17 protein-coding genes are annotated in these 19,645 nt (G+C 62.2%); 11 read left to right on the top strand and 6 right to left on the bottom strand.

All coding sequences use genetic code 11. From position 1 onward, the window contains the following. The first annotated feature begins 42 nt into the window (after positions 1–42). From ACIGJE_RS27225 to ACIGJE_RS27210, 4 genes are read left to right on the top strand one after another with little or no spacing between them, the layout of a single operon-like run. On the top strand, positions 43–1,062 hold the full coding sequence (locus tag ACIGJE_RS27225) for an ABC transporter substrate-binding protein (RefSeq protein ID WP_415082073.1): 1,020 nt from the start codon (positions 43–45) through the stop codon (positions 1,060–1,062). A 30-nt stretch (positions 1,063–1,092) separates the two neighbouring features. After that, positions 1,093–2,553 (top strand): sugar ABC transporter ATP-binding protein, encoded by a 1,461-nt coding sequence (locus ACIGJE_RS27220; RefSeq protein ID WP_394315049.1) that lies wholly within the window; start codon positions 1,093–1,095, stop codon positions 2,551–2,553. After that, positions 2,550–3,515: an ABC transporter permease gene (locus ACIGJE_RS27215; RefSeq protein WP_415082076.1), complete on the top strand. Its 966-nt coding sequence runs from the start codon at positions 2,550–2,552 to the stop codon at positions 3,513–3,515. The genes ACIGJE_RS27220 and ACIGJE_RS27215 overlap by 4 nt, the downstream gene beginning before the upstream one ends. A 3-nt stretch (positions 3,516–3,518) precedes the next feature. Continuing rightward, entirely contained in the window at positions 3,519–4,475 is a 957-nt protein-coding gene (locus ACIGJE_RS27210; protein ID WP_394315047.1) for an ABC transporter permease, read from the top strand. Here ACIGJE_RS27210 and ACIGJE_RS27205 read toward each other — a convergent pair. Further along, positions 4,448–4,729: a hypothetical protein gene (locus ACIGJE_RS27205; RefSeq protein WP_311939443.1), complete on the bottom strand. Its 282-nt coding sequence runs from the start codon at positions 4,727–4,729 to the stop codon at positions 4,448–4,450. The two genes, ACIGJE_RS27210 and ACIGJE_RS27205, sit on opposite strands and share 28 nt — an antisense overlap. Next, entirely contained in the window at positions 4,707–5,582 is an 876-nt protein-coding gene (locus ACIGJE_RS27200; RefSeq protein ID WP_415082078.1) for a DeoR/GlpR family DNA-binding transcription regulator, read from the bottom strand. Before ACIGJE_RS27200 ends, ACIGJE_RS27205 begins: the two co-directional genes overlap by 23 nt. A gap of 768 nt (positions 5,583–6,350) precedes the next feature. Between ACIGJE_RS27200 and ACIGJE_RS27195 the strand changes: the two genes are divergently transcribed. The 5 genes from ACIGJE_RS27195 to ACIGJE_RS27175 all read left to right on the top strand — a co-directional run bounded on the left by ACIGJE_RS27195 (position 6,351) and on the right by ACIGJE_RS27175 (position 11,366). Then, the gene (locus ACIGJE_RS27195; RefSeq protein ID WP_311939446.1) at positions 6,351–7,634 is read left to right on the top strand and encodes an ABC transporter substrate-binding protein; all 1,284 of its coding nucleotides are present in this window, start codon (positions 6,351–6,353) and stop codon (positions 7,632–7,634) included. 82 nt (positions 7,635–7,716) lie between these two features. Further along, positions 7,717–8,637, top strand: a complete 921-nt coding sequence (locus ACIGJE_RS27190; protein ID WP_415082081.1) for a carbohydrate ABC transporter permease — start codon at positions 7,717–7,719, stop codon at positions 8,635–8,637. Continuing rightward, a complete protein-coding gene (locus tag ACIGJE_RS27185; protein WP_415082083.1) occupies positions 8,634–9,470 on the top strand; it encodes a carbohydrate ABC transporter permease in 837 nt (278 codons plus the stop codon). The genes ACIGJE_RS27190 and ACIGJE_RS27185 overlap by 4 nt, the downstream gene beginning before the upstream one ends. Positions 9,471–9,473: 3 nt before the next feature. After that, positions 9,474–10,562, top strand: coding sequence for an ABC transporter ATP-binding protein (locus tag ACIGJE_RS27180; RefSeq protein ID WP_415082085.1), 1,089 nt, complete (start codon positions 9,474–9,476; stop codon positions 10,560–10,562). A gap of 75 nt (positions 10,563–10,637) precedes the next feature. Next, complete coding sequence (locus tag ACIGJE_RS27175; RefSeq protein WP_415082282.1) at positions 10,638–11,366, top strand: SDR family oxidoreductase; 729 nt, start codon at positions 10,638–10,640, stop codon at positions 11,364–11,366. Positions 11,367–11,490: 124 nt separating this feature from the next. Here the strand turns inward: ACIGJE_RS27175 and ACIGJE_RS27170 are convergent, their stop codons facing one another. The 3 genes from ACIGJE_RS27170 to ACIGJE_RS27160 all read right to left on the bottom strand — a co-directional run bounded on the left by ACIGJE_RS27170 (position 11,491) and on the right by ACIGJE_RS27160 (position 15,706). Then, positions 11,491–13,776: a hypothetical protein gene (locus tag ACIGJE_RS27170; protein ID WP_415082087.1), complete on the bottom strand. Its 2,286-nt coding sequence runs from the start codon at positions 13,774–13,776 to the stop codon at positions 11,491–11,493. Between the two features lie 631 nt (positions 13,777–14,407). Then, entirely contained in the window at positions 14,408–15,070 is a 663-nt protein-coding gene (locus ACIGJE_RS27165) for a hypothetical protein (RefSeq protein ID WP_415082089.1), read from the bottom strand. Between the two features lie 267 nt (positions 15,071–15,337). Next, positions 15,338–15,706, bottom strand: a complete 369-nt coding sequence (locus ACIGJE_RS27160) for a DUF2171 domain-containing protein (RefSeq protein WP_483680919.1) — start codon at positions 15,704–15,706, stop codon at positions 15,338–15,340. A gap of 142 nt (positions 15,707–15,848) precedes the next feature. On the opposite strand from ACIGJE_RS27160, the gene ACIGJE_RS27155 reads away from it, so the two are divergent. Together ACIGJE_RS27155 and ku are read left to right on the top strand one after the other, a co-directional pair. After that, entirely contained in the window at positions 15,849–16,208 is a 360-nt protein-coding gene (locus tag ACIGJE_RS27155; protein WP_483680917.1) for an avidin/streptavidin family protein, read from the top strand. An 80-nt stretch (positions 16,209–16,288) separates the two neighbouring features. Beyond that, the gene (ku, locus tag ACIGJE_RS27150) at positions 16,289–17,080 is read left to right on the top strand and encodes a non-homologous end joining protein Ku (protein ID WP_483680915.1); all 792 of its coding nucleotides are present in this window, start codon (positions 16,289–16,291) and stop codon (positions 17,078–17,080) included. A gap of 26 nt (positions 17,081–17,106) precedes the next feature. On the opposite strand, the gene ligD is transcribed toward ku, so the two are convergent. Next, complete coding sequence (gene ligD, locus ACIGJE_RS27145) at positions 17,107–19,644, bottom strand: DNA ligase D (RefSeq protein WP_483680913.1); 2,538 nt, start codon at positions 19,642–19,644, stop codon at positions 17,107–17,109. Position 19,645 lies beyond the last annotated feature (1 nt).

Below are 19,645 nucleotides of genomic sequence, written 5' to 3'. Positions count from 1 at the left end.
GCAGGCAAGAAAAACATCAGAGCACTGAACCGGAGGACTCCCATGAATTCGAAGCTGGCCTTTGTCGTCGCGCCGATGCTGGCGCTCCTGCTGGGAGGCCCCGCGCTTGCCGACACGTCGGGCAAGAAGATCGCTCTTTCCAACAACTATGCCGGCAATTCCTGGCGTCAGGCCATGCTGCAGAGCTGGGACAAGGTCGGCAAGCAGGCCGTCGCCGACAAGGTGATCGCCGCAGCCGATGCCTTCACCACGGCCGACAAGGAAGCTCCGACCCAGGCCGCCCAGATCCAGAACCTCATCCTGCAGGGCTATGATGCCATCGTCATCGATGCCGCCTCCCCCGAGGCCCTGAACGGCGCGGTCAAGCAGGCCTGCGATGCCGGCATCGTGGTCGTGGCCTTCGACGGCCTCGTCACCGAACCCTGCGCCTACAAGGTAACGGTGGACCTCGCCGAGACTTATGGCGCCGAACAGGTCCGCCAGGTTGCCAAGCGCCTGCCCAATGGCGGCAATGTGCTCTATGTGCGCGGCCTGGCCGGTACGAGCATCGACGCCGACATCACCAAGGGCGTGGAAGCCGAAATCAAGAAACATCCGAACCTGAAGATCGTTTCCGAGGTCAACGGCAACTGGGACCAGACCACGGCGCAGAAGGCGGTGACGACGGTCCTGCCCTCGCTGCCGCAGATCGCCGCGGTGATCGACCAGGGCGGCGATGGCTACGGTACGGCGCAGGCCTTCAAGGCCGCTGGCCGGCCCCTGCCGCTGATCATGCTCGGCAACCGCCAGGACGAGCTTGCCTGGTGGAAGGAGCAGGGAGGCGCCAGCGGCTACGACACCTGGTCGGCCTCCGAAGCACCGGGCATGGTGACCTTCGCCTTCTGGGTGGCCCAGCAGGTCCTCGACGGCAAGAAGGTTCCCAACGAGGTGCCGATGGGTATCCTGACGATCGGGGCGAGCGAACTCGACAAATATCTCGCCGATACGCCGGCCGGGGGCGTGGCCAATCGCGAATACGGCCAGGACGAAGTCGCCAAGGCCATTGAGGCGGCCGCGAAGTAAGCGGCCGGGATGCAAGGCGGAGATTCATCGGTGACGCAAAAGCCTTCCGATATCGTTCGCCTCGACGGCGTGACCATGCAGTTCGGCACTGTCTGTGCGCTCGCCGGGGTCGATTTCACTGTCACCCCCGGCGAATGTATCGGGCTCGTCGGCCATAACGGCGCCGGCAAGTCGACGCTGATGAACGTGCTGGCGGGTACCCTGCCGCCTACCTCGGGCAGCATCCGGATCTCGGGCCGGCAGCAAATCGGCTATACGGTGACGGCAGCCAATGCCCTCGGCATACGCTGCGTGTTCCAGGAATTGTCGCTCTGCGCCAATCTCACCGTGGCCGAGAACACCCGCGTCAATCACGGCGCGCTGCGTGGCTTGGGTTGGCGACGCCGGGCCGGCGCCCTGATCACGGCCAAGCTCGACGAGATCTTTCCCGGCCATGGCATCGCCGCCGGCGACGTGGTGGAGGATCTCTCGATCGGCCGCCGGCAGATGGTCGAAGTGGCCCGCGCCTTCACGGTGACGGACGCACCGCTCCATCTCATCATTCTCGACGAGCCGACCTCCTCGCTCGACAGCCATACGGCGGGCCAGCTCCTCGCCTATATGCGCGCCGCAGTGGCAAAAGGCCTGAGCTGCATCCTGATCTCCCACATGCTCGGCGAGATCCTCGACAATGCCGACCGCATCGTGGTCATGCGCGATGGCGCCGTAGTCGCCAACGGGCCTGCGCGTGAGTTCGATCGCGACAGGCTCGTGAGCGCCATGGGCGCCGAACATCGGCAAGGCAGCACCAGCATTCAGGCGCCATCGGCGCATGGTGAGGTCTGCGTGCGCGTGCGGCCTGCCGGTGACGGATCGGCCATCGAGCTGCTGGCGCGCCGGGGCGAGATCGTCGGACTGGCCGGCCTGGCCGGCCACGGCCAGACCCGGATGCTGATCGACATCTTCGCGGCGAAGGGCGGACACAGCTCCGGCATCGAGGTCACCGTGCCCACGGCCCTGATCGCCGGCGACCGTCAGCGCGACGGTATCTTCCCCCTCTCCTCGATTGCCCGCAACATCGCCATCGGCTCGATGCGCGCCCTCCGGCGCGGCTTCCTGATCTCCCGCAAGCACGAAGACGAACTCGGCGAGACCTGGCGCAAACGTATGCGCATTCGCACTCCGGCCATGACCGATAACATCCTCACCCTTTCGGGAGGCAATCAGCAGAAAGCCCTGTTCGCGCGGGCGCTCGCCTCGGATGCACGGATCGTATTGATGGACGACCCCATGCGCGGCGTCGACATTGCCACCAAGCTCGAGGTCTACGATCTCCTGCGCGAGGAGGCTCGCAAGGGGCGTACCTTCCTATGGTACACCACCGAAACGGAGGAACTGGAGAACTGCGACCGGGTCTATGTTTTCCGGAACGGCAGCATCGTCGCCGAACTCGCCAGCCACGAGATTACTGAAGAGAAGGTCATCCAGTCTTCCTTTACGGAGGCCGCATGAGCCTTGCTTCCCCTGTCCCCGCTTCGGCCCGCACCGCCACCTGGCGTCCGCTCCTGCGGGCGGTGTTGCCTGCGATCTCCCTCTTCCTCGTGCTCGGCGCGATCGGCTGGCTGAACCCGCGCGCCATCAGCTATCTCGGCTTTAACCTGATGCTGAACCTCGCCGTGCCGCTGGTGCTGGTCACCATCGGGCAGATGTTCGTGATCACCGTCAATGATCTCGACCTGTCGCTTGGCTTCTTCGTCAGCTTCATCGGCTGTGTCACCGCCACCTGGCTGGTGCAGGCGCCCCTGCTGGGCACCGCGGTGATCATCGGCGCCGTCGTCGTCTATGGATTGATCGGAGCTCTCATCCATCTGCGCAACCTGCCATCCATCGTGGTGACGCTCGGCATGAGCTTCTTCTGGCAGGGTGCAGCCATCCTGCTGCTTCCCACGCCGGGCGGCAAGGCGCCGGACTGGCTTCACACGGTGATGACCATCAAGACGCCCTACGTACCGATGCCGATCGTCGCCGCTGTCGTCATCGCAGCGCTGGTGCATTGCGGACTGAAGCGCACGGCTTACGGCGCCATACTGCGCGGGGCCGGCGGCAATGCCGCTGCCATCCGGCGGGCGGGCTGGTCGCTGCTGAAAATCAAGATCGTGGCATTCATGCTGGCGGGCATGTTCGGTGTCCTGTCGGGCTTGGCCCTCACCGGCCTGTCGACGGCGGGCGATGCCAATATCGGCAATGGCTACACGCTGCTCTCCATCGCCGGCGTCATCCTCGGCGGCGGCGAATTCGTGGGCGGGCGCGTGTCGCCCGTCGGCGCAGTGATCGGCGCCCTGACGCTCTCTCTCGCCTCCTCCTCACTGCTCAGCTTCATGCATGTCCCGCCCGATTGGCAGGTCGGCGCCAACGGCGCCATCCTGATCGTCATTCTGGCGGCGCGTGCGCTCATCGCGAAACGAGAGGCCTGAGCGATGGATCTGACCCGCAAGCTCTTCGCCCTTCCCTGGATCTGGTCCTTCATCGGCGCCGGCCTCGTCTATGCCGCGACCATCCTCGCTACTGGCGGCGGTGGCGCGGCCGGCATGCTCGACGCAGCCTTCTCGCTGGCGGTATTCACCATCGTGGTCGGGATCGGACAGATGTTCGTCATCACGCTTGGTCCCGGCAATGTCGACCTGTCGCTGCCGGCCAATATCGGCCTGGCCAGCGCCGTTGCGATGAAAGTGATGGGGGGCTCGGATGCCATGATCCCGCTCGGCCTGTGCGCGGCGCTCGCCTGCGGCGCGTCCATCGGCGTGATCAACTACCTCCTGATCGCAGCCTTGCGCATCCCCCCGATCATCGCCACCCTTTCGGCAAGTTTCGTCATCCAATCCGTCGACATCAGCTATGGCCGCGGCCTGCAGATCAAGCCGCCGCCCGCCTTCGCCGCCTTCACGGATCTGCGCCTCGCCGGCCTGCCCCTCTTCGTGCTTGTCGCGATGCTCGCCAGCATCGGCATCGCCGTGCTGCTGCACCGCTCGATCTTCGGCTACAGCGTCACCGCCATCGGCCAGAACCAGCGGGCCGCCTGGCTCGCGGGCATACCGGTCGCCACCATCCGCTGTCTCACCTACATGCTCTGCGGCGGCCTGGGCGGCCTCAACGGTGCCTTGCTGGCCGGTTATTTTCGCGGTTCTTCGGTCGACATCGGCAACGAGTATCTGCTTGCCTCCATCGCGGTAGTGGTGATCGGCGGCACCGCCGTGGGCGGCGGCCAGGCGAGCGTCGCAGGCGTATGGGGGGCATCATTGTTCCTGGTGTTTCTGCAGATCATGCTCAACACGCTTGGCGCCGATGCGGGGATGCGTCTGATGGTGACCGGGCTCGTCATCGTCGCCGTGATCGCTGTTGCCGGCGGTCAGGCCAGCACCGGTCCACGGCGCTGAAGAGACATGTGCGCTCCCAGCACCTTATCGCGTTGTCCACCGTTGGCCCGCGGCGCCCTCTGGTCAGGAACGGGTGTCCTGGCTTCGACCACCGCGAGGAAGGGTTCCGAATTGTCGAGCGGCACGAAGCCGAGCTGGCTGGTTCTGCAGTTGTCGACGATCTTGACTGTATTGTCGGAAATGCCGGACCAGATGACGTGACCGGCGCGCGGCGTAGCCCCCCGGACACTCCTACCGAAAAGCTGGCGAGGCAATCGCTTGGCTCACCACGCCGCCGGCGCGTCGAAAAGGCCTGCCGTCCACGCGTTGCACCGGCACCAGCGTCACGGGTTTCTCGGCTGCGCGTAGAGGCGCCAGGGCTTCGGCGCCAACCGCGTCATCGGTGATGATCTCGTCGATCTCCGAGACTTCGCAAAGGGTGCAGAAGCTCGGTGAGGTAAATTTGGAGCTGTCGACAAGCAGGATCTTGCGCCCGGCCGACGCAATCATGGCTCGCTTCAACGAGGCCACTTCCAGCGACGCCTCGGTCAAGAGGGTGCCGGTAACGGCCGATGCCCCCATGAGACAAAGATCGGCGTGCAGCGTGCGAATGAAGCTCTCCCCCGGCTCTCCGGCAAGGTGCCTGTAGCCGGCACGGATGCTCCCACCGGGCATGATCGTCCGCCAGGACCGGATGTCGGCGGCAAAATCGGCGATCTCAAGACTATTTGTCACGATCGTCAGGGGAAGGTCGCGCTCGGCCGCCGCCCGCACAGCCTCCATCACCGTCGAGGAACTGTCCAGGATGACGCTGTGTCCGGCGCTCAGCCGTGATGCAGCCTCCCGCCCGATTGCCAATTTCTCGACGCGCTGCAGCTGGGCATTGAGCGAATTCTCGCGCTCGAAGGTTGCGCGCGCCGGCTGAACCAGGTGGGCGCCGCCATGGGTTCTCTCAAGGTACCCCTTTTCCATCAAATATTCGAGATCGCGCCGTGCGGTGGATTGGGATCCACCCGTCGCATCAGCCAATTCCTGTACGCTGGCTGCACCATTCGCCCGCAGATGCTCCAGGATGATCGCCCTGCGCTTTGCAGGAACCATGTCCACTCGTTTGCTCGCTGATTCCATGGCTCCACCTTGGTTATCCCTGCTGCCTTCCGACAAGCGCGCAAGCCTGCAGGCTTTCCGCTGCCACCATCAGATCGCGTACCCGCAATCTGCGATCAGATCGGATCCGGTCATCGTACCTGATCCTTCAATTTCTATCATTATCGGTCAACCGAGCAATCGAGCCCCCGCCAACGATATCGCCGTCTTTAGTGGAAACGCAATAATCTGGATCATTTGATCTGCCTTGCGTGTTTTTATCGCCATTTGATCATAATTTTCCGAAGATGGGCAAAACACACAATCAAGAACGGAAATCGCCGCAAATCCGAGCTGCCTCCTGAGAGAAGGAAATGTCGGCGAATTTTGCTCCAAACCATTGAAAGAAATTGAAGGATACGGTCGCCCTCAAGAGCTCCAACGCGACGCTCACTCAATCTCTCTGCGCTAATTAGATAGAGATTGACAGAATTTGGAATTTTGCTTTTATGGCGAGCAAGCCAGAGCTATGCCCTCCAACGAGGTTCATCCGGTGTCAACCAGACTTGATCAGAAACTGGCAAATCGTCGCGCTGGCTGCGACAAGAGCAGTGATGTCGGCACGGCTGCATATGACACTGGCCTTGACCGACGCTACGAGCCGCGACGCCGATGGATCGGCCAGCCACCGACACTGCAACGCCTTCGTTCCCTTGTCTTGATGCGACCATAGCGAGGGAGGTTTACGCGCAAATACAGCGCAGCGCGTGCGCACCATAAATATAAAAATATCCAGGAGGAGGAGACGTTATGCGACGCAGAGCATTTCTTGGCACAAGCATGCTTGTGCTTGCCTTGTCGACCGTGTCGGCGTTTGCGCAACAAAAGGAAGTCACGGTGTGGTCCTGGTTCATCCAGAGCACCATGCAAAAGTCCATCGACGCCTTCGAGAAGGCGCATCCGGGCGTCAAGGTAACCTATACCTACTATAATTACTCGCCGGAATACATAACGGCGCTCAAGGCGGCGGCTGCCTCCAACAGCCTGCCTGACGTCATTGGCCTGCAGCCGGGTTCCCTGACCCAGCAATATCGCGACAATCTTGCCCCGGTCGACGAGCTCGCGGCAAAGACGTGGGGCAAGGACTGGAAGGACAAGGTCTTCGCCGTCAATCGCAAGCAGATGCAGATGGGCAATCCGGCGGGAGACAGCAATACCTATATTGTCCCTCAGGAATCACAGGTTCTTTGCGTTTGGTACAACAGAAAGCTCTTTGAAAAGCTGAAGATCGCTGTGCCCAAGACATATGCCGATCTGAAGGCAGCTTCGAAGGCTCTCACCGATGGCGGCTACATCCCGATGTTCCAGGGGGCTGCCGATGGTTGGCAGAACGAGAACGTCTTTCTGATGCTTGCCAACCAATTCTCGCCAGGGATCGTCGACAAGGCCCAGGCCGGCCAGGCCCCCTGGTCGGCACCGGAACTGGTCTCTGCGATGAAGGCCTGGAAGGGCTTGTTCGATGACGGCATCTTCCAGCAGGGCGCCCTGGGGGCGCATGCCTATCCCACCGGTGCCCAGCTATTCGCGCAGGGTCGCGTCGGCATGATGGCACTGGGTTCGTGGTGGATGCAGGAAAGCAAGTTTCCGCCGCCGCTTTCCGAATATGTCCAGAACATGGATGGCTTCGACTATTTCTATCTCCCGCCTGTCAAGGATGGCGGCTCCGCAAGCCCGCCGATCGGCGGCATCGACATCGGCTATGGCCTGACAAAGAACGGCGCGAAGAATCCCGAGGCCTGGACCTTCCTCTCCGAGCTGACCAATGGCGTCGGCCTGCAGCAGGCGTTGAACGACCTCAACGACCTGCCGGCTTTCGAGGGGCACGAACCCAAGGGCGACATCACCGATCACGTCAAGCAGATGTCGGCTCGGTTCATGGCCGATCTGCCAAAGGCCGAGAACCAGCGTTTCGCTTCGCCCGCCGTCGCCGAGGCGTTGGACAATGCGCTCGCCGGCGTTGCGGATGGCAGCGTGCAGCCGGAGGCGGCATTGGCCTCCGTGCAGGCTGCGACGGACAAGGCGCTCGGCAAGTAACCCGGCACGTGAGAAGCCCAGAGGACTGGGTGCGGTGCACCCGGTCCTTCCCGGAGAAGAAGATATGGCAGTAGGAACCGGGATGGCTGGACATGCGATCGCGACGACGAAATCTTCCTCCTCGAGGAGGGCTCTGGGTCGCTACGGCTTCGTGATCCCGGCAGTGGCGTTGTTCGTCGTCTTCATCGCCTATCCGATCCTCTGGGTTCTGGGCCAGAGTTTCTATACCAAGGATGCGGCTGGCGTGCCTTCGCTGAGCCTGTCGGCAAACTACATCGGCGTCCTGCGCGACCCGACATTCTGGGTGGTCGTCCGCAACATGACGCTCTGGGCCGTGATCACCATCCCGGTGCAGATGCTGATCGGCGGCCTGCTCGCCTATTTCATCGAACGCCATACAAATCGATTGCGCGGCTTTTTCCGTACGATGTTCTTCCTGCCCGTGGTGACGTCGGTTTCCGTCGTCAGCCTCGTCTGGGTCCAGATCTATGCGCCTTACTATGGCATCGCCCAGGAATATCTGAAGCATGTCGGGATCGTGATGTCGACCTCGCCCATCGGCGATGCCAAGACAGCGATCTATGCCCTCATCATCGTGAATATCTGGCAGTGGACCGGGTTTTCGATGCTGATGTACATCGCCGGCATTGCGAACATGCCGAGCGAAATCCTCGATGCGGCCCGTATCGACGGCGCCAGCGGCTGGCGCCTGGCCGTGAATGTCGTGATACCGATGCTCGCGCCGGCGACCAAGTCGCTGTTGTTGCTCGGCATCATCGGTACGCTGCAAACCTTCCCGATCGTCCATCTGATGACCGGCGGCGGGCCCAACCACGCCAGCGAAGTCTTCGGCACCTATATCTTCAAGCAGAGCTTCGTCCTCAACGACAGCGGAGGCGGAGCGGCGCTCTCGGTTATCGTCCTGCTGCTCGCTCTGGTGCTTTCGCTGATCCAGATCGTCCTCCTCGGCGCCCGCCTCACGCCTGCGCAGAAGGAGGGATGATGAACAACCTCACGCGCAACCAGGTCCGCTCGTTTGTCATCCACCTCGTACTGTTCATCGTACTGGCGCTCTGGATGGTTCCACAGATCTACATGCTCTCGATCGGACTGCGGACCCCTGCCCAGGCCTTCGACCCCTCTCTCGTCACCTGGCCCGTCACCTTCGACAATTTCGTGACGGTGATCCGGGACAATCCTCTCAGCAGGATCTTCCTGAACAGCCTCATCGTCACGGTTGCGACCGTGGCGATCGTGGTGGCGATCGCTTCGCTTTTTGCGTTCGCCTGCGCGGTACTGCGCCTGAGAGGGACGCTTTTCATCTATACGGCCCTTTTGACCACGCTGATGGTACCCCTCGCCTCGCTGGTTCTGCCCCTTGCAATCCTTCTGAAGAATTTCGGCTGGATCAACACCTATATCGGCCTGATCATGCCCTATGCCGCGCTTGGCGTGCCCTTCGCCATGGTGATCCTCAAGGCCTTCATGGAGGACTCGCCGCAGGAGCTGTTCGAAGCGGCGCGCGTCGACGGATGCACCCCCTGGCAGACCTATTGGCACGTGGCGCTGCCGCTGGTACGCCCGGCCCTGGTCTTCGTGACCATCTGGCAATTCATCGTGACCTGGAACGAATTCTTCCTGGCCCTGATCGTCCTGACCAAGGCCGAGATGAAAACGCTCACCATCGTTCCGATGCAGTATTCCGGCCTCTACATGGCCAACCCGGGCGCCTTGTTCGCGATCCTCACCCTGATCGCGCTCCCCCTGATCTTCCTCTACGTGCTGGTGCAGAGAGCCTTTGTCCGAGGTCTGCTGGCCGGCGCGGTGAAAGGCTGAGGCATGGCCACGCTATCGATCGACAACATCACCAAGCGGTTCGGAAACTACTCGGTCATACCGGAGCTTTCACTGACCATACCCGATGGGGAGTTCTGCGTGCTCGTCGGGCCCTCGGGCTGCGGGAAGTCAACCCTGTTGCGGATCATTGCCGGGCTCGAGCCGATCTCCTCGGGCCGGATCCTCATCGACGGTACCGATATGAGTGCGGCCGAGCCGACGGAGCGCGGCGTGGCGATGGTCTTCCAGTCCTACGCACTCTACCCGCACATGGATGTCAGCCGGAACATCGGCTTCGGGTTGGAAATCGCCCGCACGCCGCGCAGCGAGATCTCGGAGCGGGTCGCGACGGTGGCCGACAAATTGCGCCTGTCCACCTATCTTCGCCGCCGGCCACGGGAGCTCTCGGGCGGCCAGCGCCAGCGCGTGGCGATAGGGCGGGCGATTACGCGCAAGCCCAAGCTCTTCCTCCTGGACGAGCCCCTGTCGAACCTCGATGCGGCGTTGCGTGTCGGCATGCGGCTCGAGATCGCCCGGCTCAAGGCAGAACTCGCATCCACCATGATCTACGTCACCCATGACCAGGTCGAGGCCATGACTTTGGCCGACCGCATCGTGGTGATGAATGCCGGCCGTATCGAACAGGTGGGCCCGCCGCTGGAACTCTATGAGAAGCCAGCCAATCTCTTCGTCGCCGGTTTCATCGGCTCACCTGCCATGAACCTGCTGAAAGGCAGGGTCGAAACCCTCGACGACGGACACCTATCCATTGGGTTGGAAATCGGGGCCCATGTGCGCGTCTCCCCGGCCACGGGCTTGAAGCCTGGAGACCAGGTAACCTTGGGTATCAGGCCGGAGCATGTGACCTATTCCCTCGACGGGAGGCCAGCCGATTACGTCGGCCAGGCCCACATGGTCGAGATGTTGGGCAGCGACACCTTCATTCATCTGCGCTGCAACGACGAAGCCCTGGTGATCCGCGACAGCGCGGGCCGCCGTGCCCGGGCGGGGGATCAGGTTGCTTTGTCCTTCCCTCGGCAAGCCTGCCATTTGTTCAACGCGGAAGGCCTGCGCGTTTCACAGACGAACTGACGAACCGGCTTCGTGCCGCCGGCGACGCCGCGCAGATGCCTCGGACACCACAAGGACTTGCAAAGGAGACGACAAATGACCGACTTCAACGGGCGCACCATCCTGGTCACGGGCGGCAGTGGCGGCATCGGAGGCGCCACCGTGCGCCATCTCGTCAAGGCCAACGCCAAGGTCATCGCGAGCGGACGTTCGCACAGTGCGCTGGATGCCATCGCGAAGGAAACAGGCTGCAGCACGCTGGCGTTCGACCTGGCATCCGAAGAGGAGATCCGCAACGCACTGGAAGGGCTCGACCTGTGGGGCGTCGTCAATTGCGGCGGCTTTGGCGGAGAAATCGCCACCCCGATGGACAGCGATATCGCGATTTTTGACAAGGTGATCAGCATCAACGCCCGCGGAGCTCTGATCGTCACCAAATATGCCACCCAGTCGATGGTCCGGCTTGGCAAGGGCGGCGCGATCGTCAACGTTTCCAGCCAGGCCGCCCTTGTGGCCCTGGACGGTCACATCTCCTATGGCTCGTCCAAAGCCGCGCTCGACAACATCACGCGCGTCTCGGCGCTTGAGCTGGGCAAATACAATATTCGCGTCAACAGCGTGAACCCAACCGTGGTCATGACGCCGATATCTTCAGGACATTGGAGCCAACCCCAAGTTGCCGAACCCTTCCTGAAGAACATGCCGCTGGGCCGCTGGGCGACGGAGGACGAGATTGCTGCCCCCATCGTGTTCCTGCTGAGCGATGCGGCATCGATGATCACCGGCGTCTCGCTACCCATCGATGGCGGCTACACCTGCAGATAGGCTGGAAGAGATCGTACAAATGAGCGCGAGGGCCAGCCACGCTGTTGCCACGTCAAAGTCTTGCCAACGTGACACTGCCCCCGCACTCATCGAATTCCACCACCGGCTTTGCCGGATGGTGCCGTCAGCAGGTCCGGGCCACCGCAATCTGCACGGAACCGGAATAACCCTGGCCGATGGAACCCGTGTAGCAGACCGGCGAGGTCAGGGTGTAGTTGCCAGCCTCGATCTGGCCATCGGCCCAGACATCGCCGACAACGATCCCGCCAGGATGCTGATGCGTCGAAAACTGGGCGATCAGATCGCCTGCGGTCGGGCCGGCGGACGGGTCATAGAGCGTGAAGGTGATCGCCTGCCCCTTGATATTGCTGAGGCACTGTCCCAGCAGCAACACGGTACTGTAAGGCGCCAGTACGGTGTTGGCCGGCGAGAGCAGCGAGCCTTCCGTGCAGTCCGCCGCGATCGTCAGCATGTTGGGCGTGAGATTGGTGATCGCGACCGCCAGGATGTCGAAGGGCGGGGCGCCAGTCGGTTCATAGACGGCCTTAGACAGCCCCCAGCCATTATTGCCGGCGAAGAAGTCATTTTGCGGAACACCTGCGCCCCAGATGACATCCATGGCCTGGCTGGACGGATAGGTGCCATAGTCGTTCGCGTCGGCAATCCAATAGCAAACACTGCTTCCATCGGGCTGGGACGATGCGTATTTGCCGTAGCTCGGAGCATCGCCATATTGGCCGGCAAAGCCCGATCCGCTCCCATTGCTGGTTGAGTATTGATAGATGCGGAATTTGGCCTGCAACAGCATCTGCATCACCGAGGCGACGTAGCTCGGCTTGGCCTGCTTGACGAGTTCCGCGGTGGTGAGAGGCGGCCACGCCAGCCCATTGGGGGCAAACGATATGCCCAATTTGGCTGCCGCCTGGAGCTTGGTCCAATCGGTGAGGATCGTCGTTGCCATATCCCCGACGGTCGTCAGAAGGGCCTCAAGGGAATCGCTGAGCTGGCCCGCAAGTTGGGCGGCAGTGACCTGGAACGGACTTGCGGTAATGCTTTGCGTACTGACATCGCTCGCGGCCACGGCAACATTCACCGCGCTTTGGATGATATTGGCCGCCACCGCGGTCGCCGGGTCCGCCGAAAGTACGGTGTACACGATCGAGGAGAGGATGTTGATGATGACGCCCCAGACCCCCGTGGTCTGATCGTCCCCGGTCTCGAAACCGGCCAGGGCAATGAGTTCGGACAGCAGGTCGCTCTGGTCCGCGAAGAGGGCGTTGTGGAAGGTGCTATAATTGTTGAACAGGTTGTGCACGACAATGACGGCGGTCATCTCACGATTGAGCTGCTCGACGACGGGCTTCCAGACGTCAGGCTGGAAGGAGTCGAATTTCATCCCGAGTACGCTGGTTTGATAGCTGCCGATGGCAGCATTCAAATTGGTGTACTGCTCGCGCAAGGTCGAAGGCGCGAGGTTCAGCCGCTGGTTGATCTCGGCATAGACTTGTTGCTGCTCCGTCGTGAAAACCGGAAAGGACGGGTTTGCCGGGGGCAGCGCGATGATCGCCTGCAGTGGATTGGCCGGCATCACGAACCATTGCTGCGCCTGCGCACCGGTGAGCGATTGCGGTTGCACGGAGATGCCGTCGCTGGCAACACCGAGGGCCAGAGCCGCATCCAAGGCGGTGATGGCCACGGCCTCCAGTGCGCTGCTGAGGACCCAGATCTGCGCACCCGCCGGGGGCATGGTCTGGGTGGCGAGGGCCAGGCTGGCCGTGCCGTCGCTGGCTGTCTGCAAGGTCAGCACCTGGCCTCCCAGCAGGCCGCTGAGCAAGCGGCCGTCCGGGGTGAGCTGCCACATCTGCGAAGGCGCTGCCGTCTGCGGCGGGGTGAGCGTCAGGCCGCCGCTGCCTGCGGTGAGGACCAGGGGCGCCTGCCCTTGCTCGGACAGGCTGTACTGGATGTAGCTCCAGTTCGACTTGGGCCAGACTTGGCTGTCATTCGTATAGGTTGCCCATAGCACCGCGAGCTGGGCGGAGTAGAGCACCAGGTTGCCGTCATTCTGCACGGTCAAATTGGCCGCCGGCTGGCCGACCGTGCCGGAAGACCAGACGGGGGACCCGTTGCCGTCATAGACGACCAGGTTGCCGTCCGTCTGGACGGAAAAGGTCTTGCCGCCATTGGCATCGGTGCCGGTCCACCACAGCGCGAAGCCGGTAAAGCTCCCGCCACTCTCGGGAGGTGTGCCGATCACCTGGTACAGCACGAGATTGCCGTCCGTCTGCATGGTCAGCAGATAGGTATTGGCTGTGCTGATGACCCATTGACCTGCGGTCAGGGTGGTCCCGACCGGAATATTGCCGCCGGAGACCTCGACCTGGTCGCCGACTGTCACAGGAACGTAGCCCATTTCTTGCTCCTTATGGCCGGGAGGGAGGTTGAGTGGGCGAAAATTTGCCGCACCGCACCGTCCAACGGAGTCACCTCAATACCCCCGGCGGCTGTCGACTGATTATTGGAAGGTCAGGACCGGGCATGGTTGTGCCGGCCGCTGACAAATTCCACACGCTGCGTCGCGGTGGATGAACAACAACATCCCCAATAAATCTTCAGATGACTATTACCCAAAGGGGTATGATTGCATCGAAATTCAGATTTATCGGTGCAAATTACTAAAGATAATAAGTTATTCAATCGGTGAAATGACGCGAAAACTGGGATCGTACCCCAGATTTTTCCGCAAGATCCCATAAGCCAAGATCCCATAAGCAAGGACAGGGACGGCAAGCTCGATACCGATGTCCGACACATCCAAGAAGCGGAGCCAGGTCTGCAGACACTTCCCGCTCATCGACCCATGTTCTGATATGTCTGCTGTCAGGATGATGGCTATTCCGACCGTCCCGACCGACATGAGGGTGCAAACCGGCCATCACGGTTCAGGCAAGATGGTCAAGCGTAAACATGCTTTCGTTGTCACCTCGACTTCTCGAAATGCGGCGTTGCGGCGTTCGCCAGGCCGGCACGCCTTTGACAGCCTCTCAATCTGCCAGCATGTAGTCCGCCACGCTGTAGCAATGGCTCGCCTGGTAGGCGTTCCGACCTCGGTTCATATGCGTCAGGTTGAAGGTCCGAATGGCACGCAAGACGCGGCCGTTCGCGAGGAACTGGCGTACCGAGACGGAGCCGCGCACATTGATGCCGAACATGTCCGCACCGCGCGGGAAGAAATAACTGACGTCCTCCGGCGCCGCGACGCTTTGCTCGAGAAAGGGCTCGTCGACCTGGCTCGGCGTGGCGGAACGATCTTTGGTGAAATCCGAAAGATGCACGATGAACCTGGCGCGGACATCCTCGCCCTGGGCATAGAGTGTAAAAAGCTCCATCCAGCTCGCATTGACGCGTATCAGCGGTTTGTCCGAGGTCGACGGCAGACAGGAAACCGACCAGTAGTAACGCTCGGTCTTGCGCAGGATCGGAATACAATTTGGACCGTATAGCCTGAGAATCTCCAACACTTCCTTTGCCTGGGGACGGCAAAGCAGCTTTGCAAATCGAGCGGCATATTTGAATCGATGCTCCAGGGACTCCGAGCGATCGGCTATGTCCGGTAAATCGATCTTGCCCTTTATCCATTCGCGCTGCTGCTCAAGCTCGAGGAATTGCCGCAAGCCAGTGGTTCGCGGGCGAGGCGTCATGCCCATGTCAAGCGCCCTGTGACATTCGCATGCTCGGCATCAGCCGGCTCCTATGTTCCCGCCAGGGCGGTTTCAAGTCCAAGCACCGCACCTGATTCACCCCCGAATCATACGTCGCAGACGAAGAATTGAGAACATCTCCGCCGCGACGAGGAGAAACCGCATCATCATGCCCCGGCAGGGGCACTGAAATGCCATGGGAAGTCCTAGCGACTTCCCATGGCTCGCTGAAAGCAAAAGGGCTTCACTCGATGTCATCGGTCCTCGGAGCGCCTATCCTTCGGAAGACAGGAAAGCTCGCGTCGAAACAGCCGATACTTTCTGCCGCAACTTCACCTTGTTGCCCTCGACGGTGGAGACTTGAGACATGTCGAGAAAGGGCTTCCGGGGATCCAGCATGTCATGGCCGCTCAACTTGATCCGGGTGCCTTCCACTTTTTCGACGATACCGACATGTTGGCCATTGGCATCGACGACTTCCATATTTTCTCGGATATCCATCATGGGGTGCCGCTCGCGTTGAAAACGAGCACCTAACCACCAGGCAGATGCGAAGTTCCTCGAGCATCGCGCAGAGGCGACATCGGCTGGCCCGTCGAAACCCAGACCAACTGGCTTCTGCCGGCTGCCGGGCCGCAGCATGAAACAATCCTTGTCCAGGCTCGTTCTCCTTCAGAAGAGGTTTTTCGCATGCGTCCCGAACGCACGCCATCCCGCCGCCACGACTCCCCTCTCCCCGCGGGACTGCGCCGGCAGCGGCGGAAGGGCCAATATGGAGGATGGCATGGGCTGGATAGGCAAATGGAAAAATCAGTATGGCTCGATCCTCACCGTGACCGAAGATGCAGAAGGCCGGATCATCGGCACTTTCAAGACGGCACTCCTCGATAGCGGTTTCTACGGCACCGAAATCGCGGTCTGCGGCATTCATCTGGGACAGTGCATCAGCTTTGCCTTTACGGCGTCGACCGCTGGCGGGGACCTTTTGTGTTCCTATAGCGGATTGTTGCGGGACGACCGCCTCCACACGGTCTGGCACGTCATCTCCGCCGGCCGGCTCGATCTGGACGCCCGCATCACCGAGCGCCCCTGGCCGCATGCGGTGACGACGAATGCCGACACCTTCGTTCGGGAGGCCGGATGAACCCGAGGTGAAGACCGGTCGCGACAGAGTGCAAAAAAGGCGCCCTGGCATGAAAGTGCCCGCCTCCAGGAGAAAACCCCATGGCTTCTCGTCCGTTCTGGAAAGGTTACCTGAAGCTCTCGCTGGTCACCTGCCCCGTGGCGCTGACACCGGCGACCTCGGAAAGCGAGAAGGTCCGTTTCCATACGCTCAACCGGGCAACCGGCAATCGCATCGTTAGCCAATATGTCGATGCGGTCACCGGCAAGCGCGTCGACGAGGAGGACGAGATCAAGGGCTATCAGCGCGGCGAGGACGATTATGTCATGCTCGAGGAGGACGAGATCGAAGCCGTCGCCCTGGAGAGCACCCGCACCATCGACATCGATCTGTTCACCCCGCATGACGACATCGAATGGATCTGGCTCGACAAGCCGCATTATCTCACGCCCGACGATCCCGTCGGCGAGGAGGCTTTCGCGGTCATTCGCGACGCCATGACCACCACGAAGACGGTCGGCATCGCCCGCCTGGTGATGTATCGGCGCGAACGCGCGGTGATGCTGGAGCCCCGCGGCAAGGGCATCGTCGTGTGGACCCTGCGTTTCGGCGATGAGGTCCGTGACCCCCGCGCCTATTTCGGTGATCTCGGCGATCTCAGCCCTGATCGCCCCACGATGCAGCTCATGCAAAAACTGATCGACGGGCGTACCAAACACTGGAACCGGGACATGGTTCGCGACCCGGTGCAGGAGCGCCTTCTCGAGATTATCGCCGCCAAGAAGAAAGGACGGCGTCGGTCGGCGGCCGCGCGCAAGAGCGAGGAGCCCGGCAAGGTCGTCAGTATCATGGATGCCCTGCGCAAGAGCCTGGCGCGCGAGGCGCGGCGCTGATTCCAGCAGGTACGGCGCTCGCCTGCTCAGGCAGCCTTGCGCGCCGCGCGGGCCTCGAGTGGCACGGCCGCCTCGCGGAAATGCGCCCAGGGATCGGCAGCAAGTGCCGATAGCCGCGTCGGCGTGTTCATCACCGTGAAATAGGCAGGGCCTATCGCCGGCGCCAGTTCCTCCCAGGCAATCGGCATGGAGACGGCGGCACCGGGCCGCGCCCGCGTCGAATAGGGCGCAACCGCCGTGGCGCCGCGCTGGTTGCGCAGATAATCGATCAGGATCTTGCCATGGCGCTTGGCCTTGGTGATGGTCGAGACGAAACGATCCGGACTGTCGGCGGCCATGGCGTCGGCAAGGGCCTTGGCAAAGGCCTTGACCTTCGGCCAACCGGCTTTCGGCTTCAGGGGAGCGACCACATGCAGCCCCTTGCCGCCCGATGTCTTCACGAAGGCAGCAAGCCCGGCTTGTTCCAGGCGTTCCTTCACCTGTTCGGCCGCCGCGATCACCTCGCTCCAGGCGACATCATCACCCGGATCGAGATCCATGGTGATCATGTCGGGCCGCTCCCAGTCGGCGAGCGTCGATCCCCAGGGGTGGATCTCCAGGACGGCCGCCTGGACCAGGCCGACCAGGCCATCGAGATCTTCGATTGCGATCAGGGGCTCGCCATTCCGGTCCTTGGGATCGCTCACTTGAAGGATATGTTCGTTCACCCCCTTCCAGGCATGCTTCTGGAAGAAGCGCGGTCCTTCGATGCCATCGGGGCAGCGCAGCAAGGCAAGCGGCCGGCCGACGACGAAGGGCGCCATGACGCGCCACACCTCGGCGTAATAATCGGCAAGTCCTTCCTTCGTCACGCCTTGCTGGGGCCAATAGAGCCGGTCCGGATGGGTGAGCTTCACGGTACGGCGCGGTGCTGCAGCCATGGTTCCTGCCTTTTTTCTGGTCTCCCTGACGACCTCTCTTGCCGGCTTGTCCTCACGAAGACCGCGAAAGGCAGCATGGCGCAGATGACGATCGGCCGTCCAGGCCCGGAATTCCACCTCGGCCACCAAGTCCGGACGCGTGAAGCGTACCTGCCGGCCTTCCTCGGCCGTGAGCGGCCGGCCGAACGGGCTTTGCTTGATACGCATGCCCTCCAGCCGCCGGAACAGGTCTTCGGCAACCGAACGGGTGAAACCGGTGCCGACGCGGCCGACCGGCTCCAACTCGTCGCCCTGATAGACGCCAAGGACGAGCGAACCGATCGCCGTTCGGGACGTGGAGGACGGCACGTAGCCGCCGACCACGAATTCCTGGCGCGCCGAGCATTTGGACTTCACCCAGCTCCGGCCTCGCCCCGACTGGTAGGGGGCGGAGCGAAGCTTGGAGACGACGCCTTCGAGGCTCAGCCGGCAGGCATGGCGCAGGACCATGGCACCGCTTTCCTCGAAATGATCGGAAAAGCGGAGTTCCTTTGCGGACTGAGCCAGCAATTGCTGCAGGAGCGCCTTGCGCCGGATGAGCGGCAGGGCCCTGAGATCATAGCCGTCGAGATAGAGGAGATCGAAGCCGTAATAGACAAAGCGGTCGGAACGGCCTTCGCTCAGATCCGCCTGAAGGGTGGAAAAATCCGAAGCGCCCGTGCCCGCCTCGACCACCAGCTCGCCGTCGAGGAGTGCCGAACCTGCCGGCAAGGCCTGCAACGCCGCGCGCACCGGTTCGCCGAACTTTTCGGTCCAATCGAGCCCGCTGCGGGTCAGCAGCTTCACTCGCTTTGCCTCGATGCGCGCCTGGAGACGGTAACCATCGAATTTGATCTCGTGGACCCAATCGGAACCTGCCGGCGCCTTGGCGACCAGCGTCGCGAGTGTCGGCTCGACGAAATCCGGCATCGGCGCCTTCCTGGCGCCCTTGATCGAGGCCGGATCGGAGACGGCGCCAGGCTCTCGTCGCCCTTCCGATTGCTGAGCTCGCCTGCGTTTGGGCGCGATCTTCCCGGTCCTCGACGACCAGCCCGGCTCTTCGCCAGCGACCTCTGCAACCTGGCGGCCCGTCTTTACCGATTCCGGCCGCTCCTCGAGAATGTCGGGAGCGTCCGACGGGCGAGCGGCTTCGTCATCGCCCTTGATCAGCAGCCAGTTCTCGCGCTTTTCGCGCGGCCTGCCGCGCATGCGGATCAGATGCCAGCGGCCGGCAAGTTTCTCGCCCTTCAGCTCGAATTCGAGATGCCCCTTGTCATAGCCCCGATGCGCATCCCCGATCGGCTGCCAGGTCCCGCGATCCCAGACGATCACCGTGCCGCCGCCATATTCCCCCTTGGGAATGGTTCCCTCGAAATCTCCATAGTCGAGCGGATGGTCCTCGACATGCACGGCAAGGCGCTTTTCGCCGGGGTCAAGGCTGGGACCTCGGGTCACCGCCCAGCTCTTGAGCACGCCGTCCATTTCGAGCCGGAAATCATAATGCAGCCGCCTGGCATCGTGCTTCTGGATCACGAAGCTGTTGCCGCGCCTGCGCCCGGCTCGTCCCTTCGGTTCGGGCGTCACCTTGAAATCGCGTTTGTGGTGATAGGGCTCGAGCGCGCTCATG

It is taken from the genome of Labrys sp. E2SS-1L (assembly GCF_057073705.1).
This window is presented reverse-complemented; position numbering and strand designations above follow the sequence as displayed.

Excerpts from the sequence above, each read along its gene's own strand:
- ACIGJE_RS27225 (WP_415082073.1), top strand. The coding sequence starts at position 43 with ATGAATTCGAAGCTGGCCTTTGTCGTCGCGCCGATGCTGGCGCTCCTG.
- ACIGJE_RS27215 (WP_415082076.1), top strand. The coding sequence starts at position 2,550 with ATGAGCCTTGCTTCCCCTGTCCCCGCTTCGGCCCGCACCGCCACCTGG.
- ACIGJE_RS27210 (WP_394315047.1), top strand. The coding sequence starts at position 3,519 with ATGGATCTGACCCGCAAGCTCTTCGCCCTTCCCTGGATCTGGTCCTTC.
- ACIGJE_RS27200 (WP_415082078.1), bottom strand. The coding sequence starts at position 5,582 with ATGGAATCAGCGAGCAAACGAGTGGACATGGTTCCTGCAAAGCGCAGG.
- ACIGJE_RS27195 (WP_311939446.1), top strand. The coding sequence starts at position 6,351 with ATGCGACGCAGAGCATTTCTTGGCACAAGCATGCTTGTGCTTGCCTTG.
- ACIGJE_RS27190 (WP_415082081.1), top strand. The coding sequence starts at position 7,717 with ATGGCTGGACATGCGATCGCGACGACGAAATCTTCCTCCTCGAGGAGG.
- ACIGJE_RS27185 (WP_415082083.1), top strand. The coding sequence starts at position 8,634 with ATGATGAACAACCTCACGCGCAACCAGGTCCGCTCGTTTGTCATCCAC.
- ACIGJE_RS27180 (WP_415082085.1), top strand. The coding sequence starts at position 9,474 with ATGGCCACGCTATCGATCGACAACATCACCAAGCGGTTCGGAAACTAC.
- ACIGJE_RS27175 (WP_415082282.1), top strand. The coding sequence starts at position 10,638 with ATGACCGACTTCAACGGGCGCACCATCCTGGTCACGGGCGGCAGTGGC.
- ACIGJE_RS27170 (WP_415082087.1), bottom strand. The coding sequence starts at position 13,776 with ATGGGCTACGTTCCTGTGACAGTCGGCGACCAGGTCGAGGTCTCCGGC.
- ACIGJE_RS27165 (WP_415082089.1), bottom strand. The coding sequence starts at position 15,070 with ATGGGCATGACGCCTCGCCCGCGAACCACTGGCTTGCGGCAATTCCTC.
- ACIGJE_RS27160 (WP_483680919.1), bottom strand. The coding sequence starts at position 15,706 with ATGCTGCGGCCCGGCAGCCGGCAGAAGCCAGTTGGTCTGGGTTTCGAC.
- ACIGJE_RS27155 (WP_483680917.1), top strand. The coding sequence starts at position 15,849 with ATGGGCTGGATAGGCAAATGGAAAAATCAGTATGGCTCGATCCTCACC.
- ku (WP_483680915.1), top strand. The coding sequence starts at position 16,289 with ATGGCTTCTCGTCCGTTCTGGAAAGGTTACCTGAAGCTCTCGCTGGTC.
- ligD (WP_483680913.1), bottom strand. The coding sequence starts at position 19,644 with ATGAGCGCGCTCGAGCCCTATCACCACAAACGCGATTTCAAGGTGACG.